At 30.8% G+C, this 16,587-nt stretch carries 12 protein-coding genes and 5 tRNA genes; 14 read left to right on the top strand and 3 right to left on the bottom strand.

Annotated features, from left to right (window positions below; all coding sequences use genetic code 11):
- Window position 1 precedes the first annotated feature (1 nt).
- Window positions 2-1,003, bottom strand: coding sequence for an aspartate-semialdehyde dehydrogenase (locus B3B03_RS15315; RefSeq protein ID WP_346848580.1), 1,002 nt, complete (start codon window positions 1,001-1,003; stop codon window positions 2-4).
- 1,060 nt (window positions 1,004-2,063) lie between these two features.
- On the opposite strand from B3B03_RS15315, the gene B3B03_RS15320 reads away from it, so the two are divergent.
- From B3B03_RS15320 to B3B03_RS15345, 6 genes are all read left to right on the top strand, one after another.
- Entirely contained in the window at window positions 2,064-2,996 is a 933-nt protein-coding gene (locus B3B03_RS15320; RefSeq protein WP_346848581.1) for an ABC transporter permease, read from the top strand.
- Window positions 2,997-3,007: 11 nt separating this feature from the next.
- Window positions 3,008-3,928: an ABC transporter permease gene (locus B3B03_RS15325; protein WP_346848582.1), complete on the top strand. Its 921-nt coding sequence runs from the start codon at window positions 3,008-3,010 to the stop codon at window positions 3,926-3,928.
- Window positions 3,929-3,942: 14 nt separating this feature from the next.
- Complete coding sequence (locus B3B03_RS15330) at window positions 3,943-4,965, top strand: ABC transporter ATP-binding protein (RefSeq protein WP_346848583.1); 1,023 nt, start codon at window positions 3,943-3,945, stop codon at window positions 4,963-4,965.
- Between the two features lies 1 nt (window position 4,966).
- Window positions 4,967-5,935 (top strand): oligopeptide/dipeptide ABC transporter ATP-binding protein, encoded by a 969-nt coding sequence (locus B3B03_RS15335; protein ID WP_150846023.1) that lies wholly within the window; start codon window positions 4,967-4,969, stop codon window positions 5,933-5,935.
- Between the two features lie 671 nt (window positions 5,936-6,606).
- On the top strand, window positions 6,607-8,292 hold the full coding sequence (locus tag B3B03_RS15340; RefSeq protein WP_346848584.1) for a peptide ABC transporter substrate-binding protein: 1,686 nt from the start codon (window positions 6,607-6,609) through the stop codon (window positions 8,290-8,292).
- Window positions 8,293-8,824: 532 nt separating this feature from the next.
- Complete coding sequence (locus B3B03_RS15345) at window positions 8,825-10,522, top strand: peptide ABC transporter substrate-binding protein (protein ID WP_346848585.1); 1,698 nt, start codon at window positions 8,825-8,827, stop codon at window positions 10,520-10,522.
- A gap of 144 nt (window positions 10,523-10,666) precedes the next feature.
- Here the strand turns inward: B3B03_RS15345 and B3B03_RS15350 are convergent, their stop codons facing one another.
- Window positions 10,667-12,352 carry a peptide ABC transporter substrate-binding protein gene (locus B3B03_RS15350; RefSeq protein ID WP_346877764.1) on the bottom strand — a complete coding sequence of 562 codons (1,686 nt, stop codon included), beginning with the start codon at window positions 12,350-12,352 and terminating at the stop codon, window positions 10,667-10,669.
- Between the two features lie 564 nt (window positions 12,353-12,916).
- Here B3B03_RS15350 and B3B03_RS15355 point away from each other — a divergent pair.
- The 8 genes from B3B03_RS15355 to B3B03_RS15390 all read left to right on the top strand — a co-directional run bounded on the left by B3B03_RS15355 (window position 12,917) and on the right by B3B03_RS15390 (window position 15,566).
- Complete coding sequence (locus B3B03_RS15355; RefSeq protein WP_346848587.1) at window positions 12,917-13,159, top strand: small, acid-soluble spore protein, alpha/beta type; 243 nt, start codon at window positions 12,917-12,919, stop codon at window positions 13,157-13,159.
- 219 nt (window positions 13,160-13,378) lie between these two features.
- Complete coding sequence (locus B3B03_RS15360; RefSeq protein ID WP_346848588.1) at window positions 13,379-14,125, top strand: class I SAM-dependent methyltransferase; 747 nt, start codon at window positions 13,379-13,381, stop codon at window positions 14,123-14,125.
- 4 nt (window positions 14,126-14,129) lie between these two features.
- Window positions 14,130-15,011, top strand: coding sequence for an Hsp33 family molecular chaperone HslO (gene hslO, locus B3B03_RS15365; protein ID WP_346848589.1), 882 nt, complete (start codon window positions 14,130-14,132; stop codon window positions 15,009-15,011).
- Window positions 15,012-15,152: 141 nt separating this feature from the next.
- Window positions 15,153-15,228, top strand: a tRNA-Val gene (locus tag B3B03_RS15370).
- Window positions 15,229-15,231: 3 nt separating this feature from the next.
- Window positions 15,232-15,308, top strand: a tRNA-Asp gene (locus B3B03_RS15375).
- A 22-nt stretch (window positions 15,309-15,330) separates the two neighbouring features.
- Window positions 15,331-15,406: transfer RNA gene (locus tag B3B03_RS15380), tRNA-Phe, on the top strand.
- A 7-nt stretch (window positions 15,407-15,413) separates the two neighbouring features.
- Window positions 15,414-15,488, top strand: a tRNA-Gly gene (locus B3B03_RS15385).
- 4 nt (window positions 15,489-15,492) lie between these two features.
- Window positions 15,493-15,566: transfer RNA gene (locus B3B03_RS15390), tRNA-Cys, on the top strand.
- A gap of 125 nt (window positions 15,567-15,691) precedes the next feature.
- Here the strand turns inward: B3B03_RS15390 and B3B03_RS15395 are convergent.
- Window positions 15,692-16,399, bottom strand: coding sequence for a DUF6873 family GME fold protein (locus B3B03_RS15395; RefSeq protein ID WP_346848590.1), 708 nt, complete (start codon window positions 16,397-16,399; stop codon window positions 15,692-15,694).
- Window positions 16,400-16,587: the final 188 nt, after the last annotated feature.

Raw genomic sequence — 16,587 nt, forward strand, 5'->3', positions numbered from 1 at the left:
TTTATTTTATTAAATTTTCTTTTATAAAAACTTCTGCAATTTGTACTGCATTAAGGGCAGCACCTTTTCTAATATTATCAGCAACAACCCATAGGTTAACACCATTATCAACACTAAAATCACGTCTGATTCTTCCAATATAAACGTCATCCTGACCTTCTATATCTACAGGCATAGGATAAATATTATTTTTTATATCATCCATTACAGTAATTCCAGGTAAAGTTTTAAATAAGTCGAAAATATCATCCAATTCAAAAGTATTTTCAAATTCTACGTTAATACTTTCGCTATGACCATGGAATACAGGTACCCTTACTGTGGTAGCAGTAACTTTAATTTGATCATTATGAAGAATTTTATGGGTTTCATTTATCATCTTCATTTCTTCCTTTGTATAACCATTATCTAAGAATACATCAATTTGAGGTATTACATTATAGGCTATAGGATATTGAAATTTCTTAGGAGGAACATTAGATACTCCATCCTTTAGATCATTAAACCCTTGAACTCCAGCACCGGATACAGCTTGATAAGTTGAGTATACAACTCTTTTTATTCCATATTTAATATCAAGAGGTTTAAGAGCAACCATTGCTTGAATAGTAGAACAGTTAGGATTAGCAATAATACCATTATGCCATTTAATATCTTCACCATTAACCTCAGGAACTACCAGAGGAACTCTAGGATCCATTCTCCATGCACTACTATTATCTATAACCACGGTATTGTGTTCTGCGAATATAGGAGCAAATTCTAAGCTGACATCTCCACCAGCTGAAAAAAGAGCTAAATCAATTTTTTTGTTAATTATATTTTCTTTCTTAAGTTCTTCTACCAATATATCTTTTCCATTAAAGTGTATAGTAGTTCCAGCAGACCTGGCAGATGAAAAAAGATATAAATCCTCTATGGGAAAATTTCTTTCAGCTAAAATATTTATGAATTGTCTTCCCACCATTCCAGTAGCCCCGACTATAGCAACATTGTATTTCAAAAATACCACCTCACTTAACTTATATTTATAATACATTATATAACTTAAGTAGATAAAGTTATATAACTTTATTAAATTTATATATAAAATTTTTATTATAGCAGAGATATATACCAAAGATGTCAACGGAAGTAAAAGCATAATACAATGTATGTAGATATTATTAAGCCCAGATTGTTAAGGGGAAGATGAAAGTAAGGAAGTGTTAGGTCAATTTAAAGAGTAGATAATAAGATTTTAGATATAAATGAATCATATTAAAAATCCGCAAGATAATATTTTAAATAAAAAGATGCATTTGTTTAAATATGTAAAAATATGAAGGTGTATAGAAGATTTAATAATATGAATTTAAAATATTATCTAATATTTTGTTGCAATTTGTAATCTTAAGAACAAATTATGTATTAAAATAGTTTGACAACTTACAGAACCCTGTGTTAATATTATAAAAAATGAATTTATTATTATTTTTATTTTCATACTTTTAACAATTATAACTACTAAAATACATAACCACATATTAACTATGAAATATGTATGAATGATTAAAATACTGAGAGTTAATTTCTTAGTGTTGCTTTTGAAAAGGAAGTGGCTTTGATATTGTGGCAATTGTCAAAATATTTGAAAGGAACTAACTATTTAAATAAATCATTTTTGCTAATTTCACAATAGCATCTTAAGTGTGTTTTAGTAATGTTAAAGGAATGAAGCCTTACTAGATTTTATTATTAGTGTGGGAGGTGTTAGTAAGGGGAAATAATGCATTACATTTTAAAAGTTGATATGAGGCAAAAAAAGAATAAAAAAGTGCTAAAGTTTTATAATATCATAATACATAATGTTGCAAATTATAAAACAACGACTTTGTATACGATATCATTAATAAGCTTAGCGGTGTCTTAAATATTTACATTTCATTTATAGGAGTCTATAGGAGAGATGTAATTTCTAATAATGTCTCATTGTGCTTAAGGTAGAAAAAGGTTAATGTTGGGGGAAATGCAGTAGATGGGGATTTTATTGCATATTTTTACTTAAAAATGGAGGGATGACGATGTTTAAATTTACTCTAAAAAGATTTGGATATATGTTATTGACATTATTCATTGCATCATCAATAACATTTATGCTTATCCATGCTATGCCTGGAGATCCACTTGCGGTTGCAGCAAGAAAGCTTCCAGAGCAAATAAAAGCTAACTACTATGCTAAATATGGATTAAATAAGCCACTTTTAACTCAATATGGATTATTCGTTAAGAATGCTGTCAAAGGAGATTTAGGACAATCTCTAGCATCTCCGGGAAGAGATATTACAGAGACTATTATGAAACATGCACCTATTTCAGCACGAATTGGAGGACAAGGTCTTATACTGGGAGTTACAATAGGTATCTTATTAGGTATTGTAGCTGCATTTAAAAGAGGAAAATGGCCAGATTATTTAGTAATGTTCATAGCCATAGTTGGTATATCTGTACCAAGTTTTGTTGTAGCATCACTACTACAATTCTTCTTCACAGTTAAATTAACATGGTTGCCAACAACAGGGTGGGGCGAGTTTAAGCATACTATATTACCTACCATAGCATTAAGTTTAGCTCCTATAGCTACATATGCAAGATATATGAGAGCTAACTGTTTGGATGTTATTGGACAAGATTATATAATAACAGCTAAGGCTAAAGGGGTTTCTAATGTTAGTTTAGTATTTAAACATGTTATAAGGAATGCTATTTTACCAGCTATTACCCTTCTAGGACCACAAGTTGCTGGTATATTTACAGGTTCCTTCGTAGTTGAAAGTATATTTTCAATACCGGGACTTGGACAATATTTCGTATCAGCAATTACTGATAGAGATTATACTATGATAATGGGACAATCAATATTTGTATCAGCATTATTTATAGTTGCATTATTCTTAGTTGATATAATCTATGGATTAGTTGACCCAAGAATAAGAGTATCAAGCGGAAAGCGTTAGGAGGGATAAGTATGGCAGAATTTTCAAAAGAAAAATTTCAAATTATAGGTTGTGATAACCTAGATTCAGAGGGAATACTTAGACCTAGTATGACCTACTGGCAAGATGCATGGAGAAGACTTAAAAAGAATAAAGTTGCGATGCTTTCGTTGGTGTTATTAGGAATAATTACATTGATGACAATAATAGGACCTATGATAAGTAATTTTGAATATCAAGCTACAAATAATGATATGTTAAACTTAAAACCAAACGCAACATATTGGTTTGGAACAGATAGTTTAGGTAGAGATTTGTTTACAAGAGTTTGGATAGGTGGTAGAATATCTATCGCTATAGGGTTAATTGGAGCTGTTATCGACACTGTTGTAGGAACAATTTACGGTGGTATAGCTGGATATCTTGGTGGAATTGCTGATGATATCATGATGAGAATACTAGAAATTTTAGTAAGTATTCCATACCTAGTTTTAGTTATACTTATCAGGGTTATTATGGATGGTGGTAGTATGATACCACTTATTATAGCTATGACCATTACAGGATGGTGTTATATGGCTAGACTTGTAAGGGGACAACTTTTACAAATTAAAGAACAAGAATACGTACTTGCTGCAAAAGCACTGGGAGCAAATGCTTCAAGAGTAATAGCAAAACACTTAGTACCAAATACTTTAGGTGTTATGATTGTTGCTATAACATTCGATATACCATCATTTATATTTGCAGAAGCTTTCTTAAGTTTCTTAGGAATAGGTGTTCAATCACCAATGACAAGTTGGGGAGCTCTTGCAGCAGCAGGACAACAGACTATAATGTTCTACGCTTATCAATTAATTTTCCCTGCCTTAGCGATTTCGTTAACAATGTTATCTTTTAATTTATTAGGTGATGGTTTAAGAGACGCACTAGATCCTAAATTACGTCAATAAGGGGGGAATGGCAAATGGAAAGAATTTTAGATATAGAAAATTTACAAGTTTCATTTCATACCTATGCGGGTGAAGTAAAAGCAGTAAGAGGTGTAGATTTCCATCTTGATAAGGGTGAAACTTTAGCTATAGTTGGAGAATCAGGTTGTGGAAAAACAGTTACATCAAAGGCTATAATGAGGCTGTTACCAGAACCAATGCCAGCAGAAATTAAAAAAGATTCTAAAATCATTTTTGAGGGTAAAAATATTTTAGATATGAACGAGAAGGAATTAAGAAAATTAAGGGGATCAGATATATCTATGATATTCCAAGATCCTATGACTTCATTAAATCCTACAATGACAGTTGGTAAGCAAATTGCTGAGAGTTTAATAATTCATAGAGGTATGAATAAAGCTGAAGCTATGAAAGAAGCAATAAAAATGCTTGATCTTGTTAATATACCAAATGCTGATAAGAGAGCTCATCAATATCCGCATGAATTCTCAGGTGGTATGAGACAAAGAGCTATGATAGCTATAGCTCTTGCATGTAATCCTAAGATACTTATTGCGGACGAGCCAACTACTGCTCTAGATGTTACAATACAAGCTCAAATAATGGATCTTATAGGAGATCTTCAAAAGAAACTAGGAACTGCAGTTATACTTATTACTCACGATCTTGGAGTAGTAGCGGATACTGCGGATAGAATTCAAGTAATGTATGCGGGACAAGTTATCGAAAGAGGTACTGTAGAAGAAATATTTGCAAATCCTCAACACCCTTATACATGGGCATTGCTTCAATCAGTTCCAAGACTTGAGACAAAAAATAAGGATACGCTTTACGCTTTAAACGGTACTCCGCCAGACTTAGTTAAACCACCAGTTGGATGTCCTTTTGCTGCAAGATGTGAATATTGTATGCAAATATGTTTAGAGGAAATGCCAGAAGTAACTAATGTAGAGAACGATCACCAAGTGTTGTGTTGGTTAAAACACCCAATGGCACCTAAGGTTGAAGTTCCAGAAGCGTTAAGAAGAGGTGAATAAGATGGCTGAATCAAATAAAAAAGAAGTTTTAATTGAAGTAAAGAATCTTAAGAAATATTTCGAGGTTGGTAGGAATGCTACACTTAAGGCGGTAGACGATGTTAGTTTTAATATATTTAAAGGTGAAACATTAGGTCTTGTTGGAGAATCAGGTTGTGGAAAAACAACGTGTGGAAGAACTGTAATGGGACTTTATGGAGCGACTGGTGGTGAAATATTATTTGATGGAGACGATATTAGTAAATATGATAAAAAACAGAAAAAAGAGTTTACTAGAAGAGCTCAAATAATATTCCAAGACCCTTATGCATCGCTAAATCCAAGAATGACTGTTGGAGATATTATTGGGGAAGGAATAGATATTCATAACCTTCACAAAGGTAATGAAAGACAGGCTAGAATTTATGAATTACTACAATTAGTAGGACTAAATAAAGAGCACGCATCTAGATTCCCTCATGAGTTTTCGGGTGGACAAAGACAGAGAATAGGGATAGCAAGAGCTCTTGCTATAGAACCAGACTTCATAGTTTGTGATGAGCCTATATCTGCTCTAGATGTATCTATTCAAGCGCAAGTTGTTAACTTGCTGATAAAATTGCAAAATGAATTAGGATTAACATATTTATTCATAGCCCATGACCTATCAATGGTTAAACACATATCTGATAGAGTTGGAGTTATGTATTTAGGAACTATGGTAGAACTTGCTAGTAGTAAAGATTTATATGATAAGCCTTTACATCCATATACTCAAGCGTTATTATCAGCGATTCCAATTCCTGATCCTGATGCAACTAAGAAAAAAGCAAGAATACCTTTAGAAGGAGAAGTGCCAAGTCCAATAAATCCTAAACCAGGTTGTAGATTTGCACCTAGATGTAGATATGCAAAGCCTATATGTAGTGAAAAAACTCCTGAGTTTAGAGAAATTGAGCCAAATCACTTTGCTGCATGTCATATACTATAATTTAAATAAAAAAATAAGAGTGCTTAAGCACTCTTATTTTTTTATTTAAAAGCTTAGTCAAATTTTGTTTTTAATCATTGTAATTTCAAACAAAGACTTTATCCAATGACTATCAATTTTATTCATTTATTGAGTTTTATTACCAGGTATATAAATTCGTATATCTTTTAATAATATTATAAAAGGAGGTCATATATGGGTGTTTAGTAGTAAATATCATATTGAATTTAATTGAGTTTTATTTAAAGAAAATACAGAAAAAAGAATTTTATTAAAAAACGAAATTCATATATCTTCTTTTAATGATTAATTTATGAAAAAAACTACAAATTACGACAAAGAAAAATATGAAACCTTGAAGATAGGGTGTACCAATGGTAATAGAATCAATTGCCATTCGTGAATTTATAATACTTTGTTGAAATATAGGGAATTTTACGTAAAAAATATAGGTAATAATTCGTATAATTGAATAAAATTAAAATTATAATGTCTTAAGTGGAAGTGGTCAACATTGACATTGTCGTAAAAAGAGTGTACTATAAATATAAATAAAAGTTATGAGGAAATGTGTAGAAATATGCACAATGAATAACGCAAAGATGAGCCGAGGTTAGAAAGAAAATTTTTAATTTTTGAACTAAACCAAATTATTTTAAGGGGGATTACTTATGAAGAGTAAAAAAATACTAGCATCATTATTAGCATTATCTATGGTAACATCAGCGGCATTAGTTGGGTGTGGTAAAGGCGAAGAAAAGGGTGCAGGAACTGCTACTAATGGAGAAGCAGATGCTGAACAATATTTAAATATGCTTTTACAATCTGAACCAAAAACAATTGACCAATCTAAATCAAGTGATTCATATTCTTCACAAATTCTTGCAAACTGTCAAGAATCATTAACAAGAATTGTACAAGATGAAAATGGTAAAGATAAAATTGAAAAGGGTATAGCTGAAAGCTGGGAAACTTCAGATGATAAATTAACTTGGACATTTAAATTAAGAGATGCTAAATGGAGTGATGGTAAACCAGTTACTGCAGAACAGTTTGTATATGGTATTACTAGAACTCTAGATCAAAATACTGCATCACCATATGCTTTCCTATTATATCCTATTGCTAACGCTGTAGAATTCAACTCTGGTAAAGCTAAGGCAGAAGATTTAGGAGTTAAAGCTCTAGACGAAAAAACTGTTGAGTTTACATTAGCATCACCATGTGCATACTTTCTTGATTTAACATACTTTAAAGTAATGCAACCACAAAGAGAAGATATAGTAAAAGAACACGGTGATAAATATGGTTCAGAAGCTAACAGTATGGTATATTGTGGACCATTTATGATATCTGAATGGGTACATAATAATAAAGTAGAATTTGTTAAGAATCCTGAATATTGGGATGCTGAAAATGTAAAACTTGATAAAGTTACAATGAAAATAATAAAAGAAGAGTCTGCTAGAATGAATGAATTACTTAATGGTTCATTAGATATGGCTACAGTAGTTAAACCAGAATGGATAGAAAAGTTTGATTCTGCTGGTGAATATGAAGCTAAAAAAGGATATGATGGTTCGACTACATATACTTTCTTTAACCTTAAAGATAAATTATTCAGTAATGCTAAGGTAAGAAAAGCATTTATAGTAGCAGAAGATAGAGAAAATAAAATTAAGACTTTAAGAAAAGGTCTTGGCGAACCTGCTCTAGGTTTTGTACCAAAGTCTGTACAAATAGGTGGAGAAGAATATAGAACAAAAGTAAATGAATTACCAGTTCAAAAATTAATGGATGAAAATACAGATCCAAAAGCATTATTAATAGAAGGTATGAAGGAACTAGGGCTTGGAGAAGATCCATCTAAAATAACCATTAGTTACTTACAATCAGGTACTGATGCGGTAGCTAAAGAATATGCTGAATTCCAACAACAAGTTTATACAAAAAAACTTGGAATTAATGTTAAAGTTGATTTTGTTGAATGGGCACAATTCCAAGAAAGAACTGATAATTTTGATTATCAAGTTGCAGGTATGGCATGGACTGGAGACTATAATGACCCTAACACATATTTAGATTTATGGACATCAACAGCTGGAGTTGTACCAACAGGTTGGTCAAATCCTAAGTACGATGAACTTATAGCTAAAGCAGGAAAAAGTGATGATCCGAATGAAAGAGCTGAACTTTTCAAAGAAGCTGAAAGAATACTATTATATGAAGATGGTGTTGTAAGTCCAGAAGCTTGGAGATTTAAAAATACTTATGTAAGAAAGTATGTTAAAAACTACACTGCTCCATTATTTGGAACAATAGACTTAAAATATACTTATACTACTGGAAGAAAATAATATTATAATGAAATGAGAAAAAGTGAAGCAAATAACGAATGCTTCACTTTTTTTAGATGCTTTGATGTTTTTGCCTATAAAAGTGGGCTTTATAAGAAAATTCTAATTTAATGCATTATAAAGTTAGGGAAAAGAAGTCAATATTATCTAAAATACTATAATATATATAATATATGTAGTGATTAAATGATAAAATTCGTATTACAAATTTCGAATTTAAATGCAAATAAAACCCGATTAATAGAGAAAAAAGAAGAAAAAAGAAAAATAAACAAACGAAAAAAAGTAAAATAAATTAATAAATAAATTTTAATTAAAAAAATATTAATATAATTAATCAAAATGAGAGGTTGCATTAATATTTCATAAGATATTTGCACTTATATAAGATAATAAGTCGAATTGAGGTAATCTTATAAATATTCAGATAATGGGTATTGCAATAGTGAAAGTGTTAATATATAATAAATTTAAATCAGATGGATATGACATTATATCTATTATATTGATGATTAATGAAGGGGGATTATTCATGAAAAGCAAAAAAATATTAGCTGCTTTACTAGCTGTATCTATGGTAACTTCTGTTGCTTTAGTAGGTTGTGGTAAAGATGACAAAAAAGATGAGGGCAAAGGTGGAGAGACTGCTGCTTCTGGAGATATGGATAAAGAACAGTATCTTAACTTATTATTGAGGGCTGAACCAAAGACAATTGATCAATCAAAATCAAGTGATTTGTATTCATCACAAGTTCTTGCAAACAGCCAAGAGGCATTAACAAGAATTATTCAAGATGAAGCTGGAAAAGATAAAATCATAGAAGGTATAGCTGAAAGCTGGAAACCTAACGATGACAAATCTGTTTGGACATTTAAGTTAAGAGATGCTAAATGGAGTGATGGAAAAGCAATTACTGCAAAAGACTTCGTTTATGGTATCACTAGAACTTTAGATCAAAATACTGCATCACCATATGCATTCTTATTATACCCAATCAAAAATGCTTCAGAATTTAACGCAGGTAAAGCTAAAGCAGAAGATTTAGGTGTTAAGGCTGTAGATGATAAAACAATTGAATTTACATTAAATTCACCATGTTCATACTTCTTAGATTTAACATACTTTAAAGTAATGCAACCACAAAGAGAGGATATAATAAAAGAACATGGCGATAAATATGGATCTGAAGCAAATACAATGGTATATAGTGGACCATTCATAATCTCTGAATGGGTACACAACAATAAGATTGAATTTACTAAAAATCCAGAATATTGGGATGCTGAAAATGTAAAACTTGATAAAGCTACAATGAAGATAATTAAAGAAGAGTCTGCTCAAATGAATGAATTACTTAATGGTTCATTAGATATGGCAGCAGTTTCTAAACCAGAATGGATAGAAAAATTTGATAAAACTGGTGAGTATGAGGCTAAAAAAGGATATGATGGTTCTACTACTTATACTTTCTTCAACCATAAAGATAAGTTATTTAGTAATGCTAAAGTAAGAAAAGCATTTATGGTAGCTGAAGATAGAGAAAATAAAATTAAGACTTTAAGAAAAGGTCTAGGAGAGCCAGCTATGTCTTTTGTACCTCCTAAAGTACAAATAGGTGGAGAAGATTACAGAGATAAAGTAAGTGATACTCCAGTTAAGGATCTTATAGATGAAAATCCAGATCCAAAGGCTCTATTAATTGAAGGAATGAAAGAGTTAGGACTTGGAGATGATCCATCTAAAATAACTATTAACTACTTAGAATCAGGTACTTCAGCTGAAAATAAGGTATGGGCTGAATTCCAACAACGTGTTTATGAAGATAAACTTGGTGTAAAAGTAAAAGTTGATTATGTTGAGTGGGCACAATTCCAAGAAAGAACTGATAACTTTGATTATCAAGTAGCAGCTATGGCGTGGGGTGGTGACTACAATGACCCTAACACATTCCTTGATTTCTGGGTAACTGGAGCTAACGTTGTAATGACAGGATGGTCAAATCCTAAATACGATAAGCTTATAGCTGATGCAGCAAAAACTGTAGACCCAGCAGAAAGAACCGAATTATTTAAACAAGCAGAAAGAATTTTATTATATGAAGATGCTGTTATAAGTCCAGAGTCTTGGAGATTTAAAAACACATATGTAAGAAAGTATATTAAGAGTTACAGTGCTCCATTATTTGGAACAGTTGATTTAAAATACACTTACACTTCAGGTAGAAAATAATATAAAATAGTATTATAATTTTAAAAAGGCTATCTCATTTCTTTGAGATAGCCTTTTCTGTAGTTTTTAACAAATACAATAAAAAACTGTGTTTAATTAGGTTCTTTAAGTAATATAAACACAGTTTTATTTTATAATTCTATATTATGGTCTACCTTCTGTATACACTTCTTTTAAATCTAAAGATCCAAAGGTTGGAGAAGTATAATTTTTAACATAATTATAAATATAAGTATTTTTAAATCTCCACGTAGTTGGACTACACACTGCATCTTCATAAATAAAAATTTTTTCTGCTTCTTGGAATAACTTCTTTCTTGTTTCTTGATCTGAAGTGGTTCTAGCTTTTTGTATTAACTCTTCATATTTATCGTTCTTCCATCCAGTTTTAACGGAAGCAGTATCATGAAGGAACATATCAAAATAAGTTAGTGGATCATTATAATCGGCAGTAACTGACATTCCTGCTAATTCATAATCCATGTTATCTGTCCTATCGCAGAAAATTGCCCATTCCACATAATCTACATCAATGTTAACTCCTAATGTTTTATTATAATTCTCCTGAGAAAATTCTGCCATTTCTTTACTGTAAGAACTAGTGCCAGATTGAAGAAGTTTAATAGTATGCTTTGAAGGATCTGGATCTAAACCTTCTTCCTTTAAACCCTCTATAAGTAATTTTTTAGGGTCTGGATTTTCTTTTATTAGCTCGGTTACCGGATTAAAATCAGTAGCACTTCTAAACTCTTCCTCACCTACTTTAACTGATGGTGGAACCCAAGCTGTACAAGGTTCTGCTAAGTTTCTATACAATGCTGAAACTGCACCTTCACGGTCTTCAGCTATGAGAAAAGCTTTTCTTATTTTTGCATTTTTGAAGTATCTGTTTTCTTGGTTAAAAAAATTATAGCATATTGAAGTATCGTAACCTTTTTTGACTGTAAAATTTCTGGTTTCATTTAATTTGTTAATCCAATCCTTGGAACTTACATTAGCTAAATCTAAAGAACCATTAAATATTTCATTCATTCTAGCAGATTCTTCTTTAATTATTTTCATTGTAGCTTTATCAAGTTTTACATTTTCAGCATCCCAATATTCGGGGTTTTTTACTAATTCAATTTTGTTGTTGTGTACCCATTCAGAGATTTTAAATGGACCAGTGAAGATTAAAGTGTCTGCATCTGAGCCATATTTATCTGCATGTTTTTCTATTAAGTCTTTTCTTTGAGGTTCCATTATTTTCAAGTAAGTCATGTTTAAGAAATATGCACAAGGTGATTCTAATGTGATTTCTAAAGTGTGATCATCAATGGCTTTTACACCAACTTCTTCAGCTTTTGCTTTACCAGCATTGAATTTAGCGGCATTTTTTATTGGATAAAGCAAATATCCCATTGGAGAAGCAACATTTGGATCTAATGTTCTAGTGATACCATACACAAACTGATCTGCAGTAACAGGTTGCCCATCACTCCATTTAGCATCTCTCAATTTAAATGTCCAAGTTAAGCCATTTTCGGATTGAGTCCATTTATTAGATATTCCTTCTTTAACTAAGTCATTACCATCTTCATCTACGCCTAATCTAGTTAAAGCCTCCATAGTATTAGTATGGATGTATGATGAATAGACATCATAAGTTTTTGAAGGGTCTAGACTTTGTGGTTCTGCACCTAACAGTACATTAATATATTGATTTTCATCAATAGTGCCTTCTTTAGTTTTCTCGGAGTTCTCTGAACTGCTTGATCTACCACATCCAAGTATTATAGTTGATGCTATGGATAAAGTAAGAATACAAGCTAAGATATTTTTGCTTTTCATAAATATTTCCCCCTATTTATAATATGAAAATATTAGCAATGCTAATATAATTCTCTAATTAAAGAATTATGTCATATCAACGAAGATGAGATATTATTAAAAATTTTGCAAAAGTAATGTAAGTTAAACTAAAAATGGTTATATTTAATTTGAATAAGGTTTGGTAAAGTTATAAATATATATTTCACAAATATAAAAGTTTGTGAAGCTAATAAGTGAAAAATGAAATAGAGTTCACAATAATGATGATAGATAATTAATGATATTGAAAAAATATTAATTCATATGAAATTATATGAAATAATATAGTGAATATTTCATATTAAAATAATAATTAGATTTAATTGTTATAATATATAATTATACATAAAAAACTACTATATGTAAATATATTTATTTAAGTGAAAATATGTAATGAGATTAATTATTTATTTTGATAATACATAGGGGATGGATGAATAACTAATGTAGAATTTATAAAGGAAATGAATAAAAAAAAGTCTATGGTAGAAAATATAGTTATTACATTAAAACTATATTTTAATAACGCGGAGGTGGAAGCTTGTGGGTAAGACTCCTATAAAAAAAGTAATAAAATCTAAATTAAAAGCTAATAAAGAATTAACTCCACAGGAGGCTTTAAGAGAGCAAATAAAATATGATATAGTAGAAGAATTAGGTTTGGCTGAAAAAGTAAATGAATTTGGATGGAGTAGTTTAACTGCAGAAGAAACGGGGAGAATTGGAGGTATGATGACCAAAAAGAAGAAGGGTCTAAATATTCCCAAGAATGATGAGTTTTTTTAGTTTTATATAATATACTAATAATAATCAAGTTTAACTAAGACTTTGTTAGAATAATTAAGATAAATTATATTAATTTAGTGAAGAGATATAATTATAGCTTAGTTCATGAATAAACATATAGATATGAGATTTGTTACATGGTCATGGAAGAATTCTTAGACAAAATAAAAAAAGTAATGTAAAATAAATAGGTGATTATATAGAAAAGATGGTGAACCTATGGACTGTTATAATGATTTTGCTGATATATACGATGAACTTATTAATGAAGATATCAATTATAGAGGTTGGGCAGATAAAATTATTGAGATTTGCAAGGAATATAATGTTGGAAGAAGAGAGTATTTAGATTTAGCTTGTGGTACAGGGAATTTTACCAAGTTAATTGGGAAAAACTTCATATTTACAACGGCTATAGATTTATCAGAGTATATGTTATCTATTGCTGATGAAAAATTAAAGGCAGAAGGAATTAAAGCTAAGGTTATGTGCCAAGATATATGTACTTTTAATCTTAAAAAGCAGTTTGATCTGATAACCTGTGGATTGGATTCTACTAATTATATAATTGAGGATGAAAAACTTCAATTATATTTTGTGTCAGTTAATAAACACTTAAAGGATGATGGCGTTTTTATTTTTGACATTAATACAGAGTACAAAATAAAAAATATATTAGGAAATAATAGCTTTAACTATGACAGAGAAGATGTGGTATATATTTGGGAAAATCAATTACAAGAGGATATTGTTGATATGTACTTAACCTTTTTTGTTAAAGAAGGACAAGTGTATCATAGATTTGATGAACATCACAGAGAGAGAGCCTATAGTGAGAGTAAAATAGAAAAATTTATAAAAGAAGCAAACCTTGTCATAGAAAAAAAACTTAATTGCTATGAAGAAGTTGCCATAGGCGAGAATACACAAAGAATAACCTATGTTTTGAGTAAGAAAGGATGTTAGAGTAATGAAAGATAAATTAATTAGAGCCACTGCAAAGGATGGTCAAGTAAGAATAATTGCAGCTATTACTACTGAATTAGTGAATGAAGCAACTAAAACTCATGAATGTATGCCAACAGCTTCAGCAGCAGTAGGGAGAATGTTAACTGGTGGGGTTTTAATGGGTGCTATGCTAAAAAATGATACTGATAGTTTAACTATTCAAATAGATGGTGGTGGAGAAGCAAAAGGTGTTACTGTTACTGCCCATCATGATGGAAGTGTTAAAGGATATATAGGAAACCCAAAAGTGGATTTACCTTTAAATGAAAAAGGTAAATTAGAAGTTGGTGGTGCTATAGGTAAAAATGGATATCTAAAAGTAATTAAGGATATGGGGCTTAAAGAACCTTATGTAGGTCAAGTGCCTATATATACAGGAGAAGTAGGCGATGATATAGCGTATTACTTTACGGTATCTGAGCAAACACCATCTGCTGTTGCTTTAGGAGTATTGGTAGATACGGATTTATCTATAAAAGCTGCTGGGGGATTTATTATACAAATGATGCCAGGTGCATCAGAATTCTTAGCAGATATTATAACTTATAGATTGGAAGAAGTTCCATCAGTAACAGCTATGATAGAGAAGGGAATGACTATAGAAGAAATATTAGAATTTATATTTGAAGATATGGATTTGAAAATATATGATGCTTTAGTACCAGCGTATAAATGCGACTGTTCAAGAGAAAGAGTTGAAAGAGTACTGATTAGTATTGGTAAAGATGATTTACAAGAGATATATGATGAGGGCAAGACAGAAGAAATATTGTGCCATTTCTGTAATAAAACCTATAATTTTAAACCAGAAGATATTAAAAAAATATTAGAAGCTATTGACTAATTTCTATAATAAATTCTAAAAACCATATTGACAATAAACTAAAAATTTAATATAATAGTCTTTGTTAAGACTTGGAAGATTTATTGATTTTTAAGCTTAGCAAAGATTATTTTTAATAATGGTGTCACAAATTTAAATTTTGGTCGCATAGCTCAGCTGGGAGAGCACCTGCCTTACAAGCAGGGGGTCACAGGTTCGATCCCTGTTGCGACCACCATATGGCCCAGTGGCTCAGTTGGTTAGAGTGCCGGCCTGTCACGCCGGAGGTCGAGGGTTCGAGTCCCTTCTGGGTCGCCAATAAATTCTAAAATTTGTGTCTGGCTCGATAGCTCAGTCGGTAGAGCAGAGGACTGAAAATCCTCGTGTCGCTGGTTCGATTCCTGCTCGAGCCACCATTATTACGCGGGAGTGGCTCAGTGGTAGAGCGTCACCTTGCCAAGGTGAACGTCGCGAGTTCGAATCTCGTCTTCCGCTCCAATATGGCGCTATAGCCAAGTGGTAAGGCAGAGGCCTGCAAAGCCTTTATCCCCAGTTCAAATCTGGGTGGCGCCTCCAAAAAAGCAAGTAATTTATTTACTTGCTTTTTTATTTTTTTTGTGCATTATATAAATGTGCTTCTTAGAGAGAGGCATTAAAATTAAGTATTAAAAATTCATATTGTAGTATTTTGTATAGATGAGTTACTGAATATCTAAAAAGTATATACTACCTCTATCAATTAATTGAGAGTTGGCTAAAGAAATAGGTGTTATGCCATGCTTATCTAAAAATCTTTTTATTAAATTCCCGTGAGGATATAAATCTAGGTCTCCATAAAAAACTATAGTTTTAGAATCTACCATACCACAAGTTCCTCCAATAAAGCCATAATTCAAATGAGGTAAAAGAATGTCACCTGGTGGAATTAAGAGTACATCATATCCACAGTTATTTAATTCTTTGTAAATGCATATATCAGAAGTTATAAAGGCCTTATTAGATAATACTACAGTAGAGCATTTAGTATAACCTTGATTTATATTTATTAATGTCTTATGATTAATATTTTCTAATAAAGTTTTATCAGTATACCTTATATTATGCATAAAAAAATCAGGAGTATTTACAGCATTAAGGATAATATCATTAGGATATTTATCAGTTAAAGTGCTAGTGCTTCTCAATACTGTTAGATTTAGAGATTTTAGAGTTTCTTCAAAGGTAGAAGATGCATCCTTATGAATGATGGCATTATTATTGTCAATGAAATGCATAAGAATATCAGGATGACCACATATAGCTGGATATAATGAATTGCATGGTTCGCAAAGGATAACTTTACAATTTAAATTTTCTAAAGCAAATAATTCCTCAAAAGAAATTCTAAAGTCTACAAAAGCATATTTCAAAAATATCACCACCTTAAGGTTAGTTGTTACTAACTTAAAAATAATATATCATATATGTTATATTATTTGTAGAATAAATTGGATTTAATAAATTGTATATAGTAAAAAATAAAAACACATAATATACATAATATATTAAAGTAAAGTTCTGTATCTATAAAATTCTTAACATGAAGTGGGGTGATTGA

It is taken from the genome of Clostridium sp. UBA5712, from assembly GCF_002419845.1.
In the GTDB taxonomy this organism is placed as follows: domain Bacteria; phylum Bacillota; class Clostridia; order Clostridiales; family Clostridiaceae; genus Clostridium_J; species Clostridium_J sulfidigenes.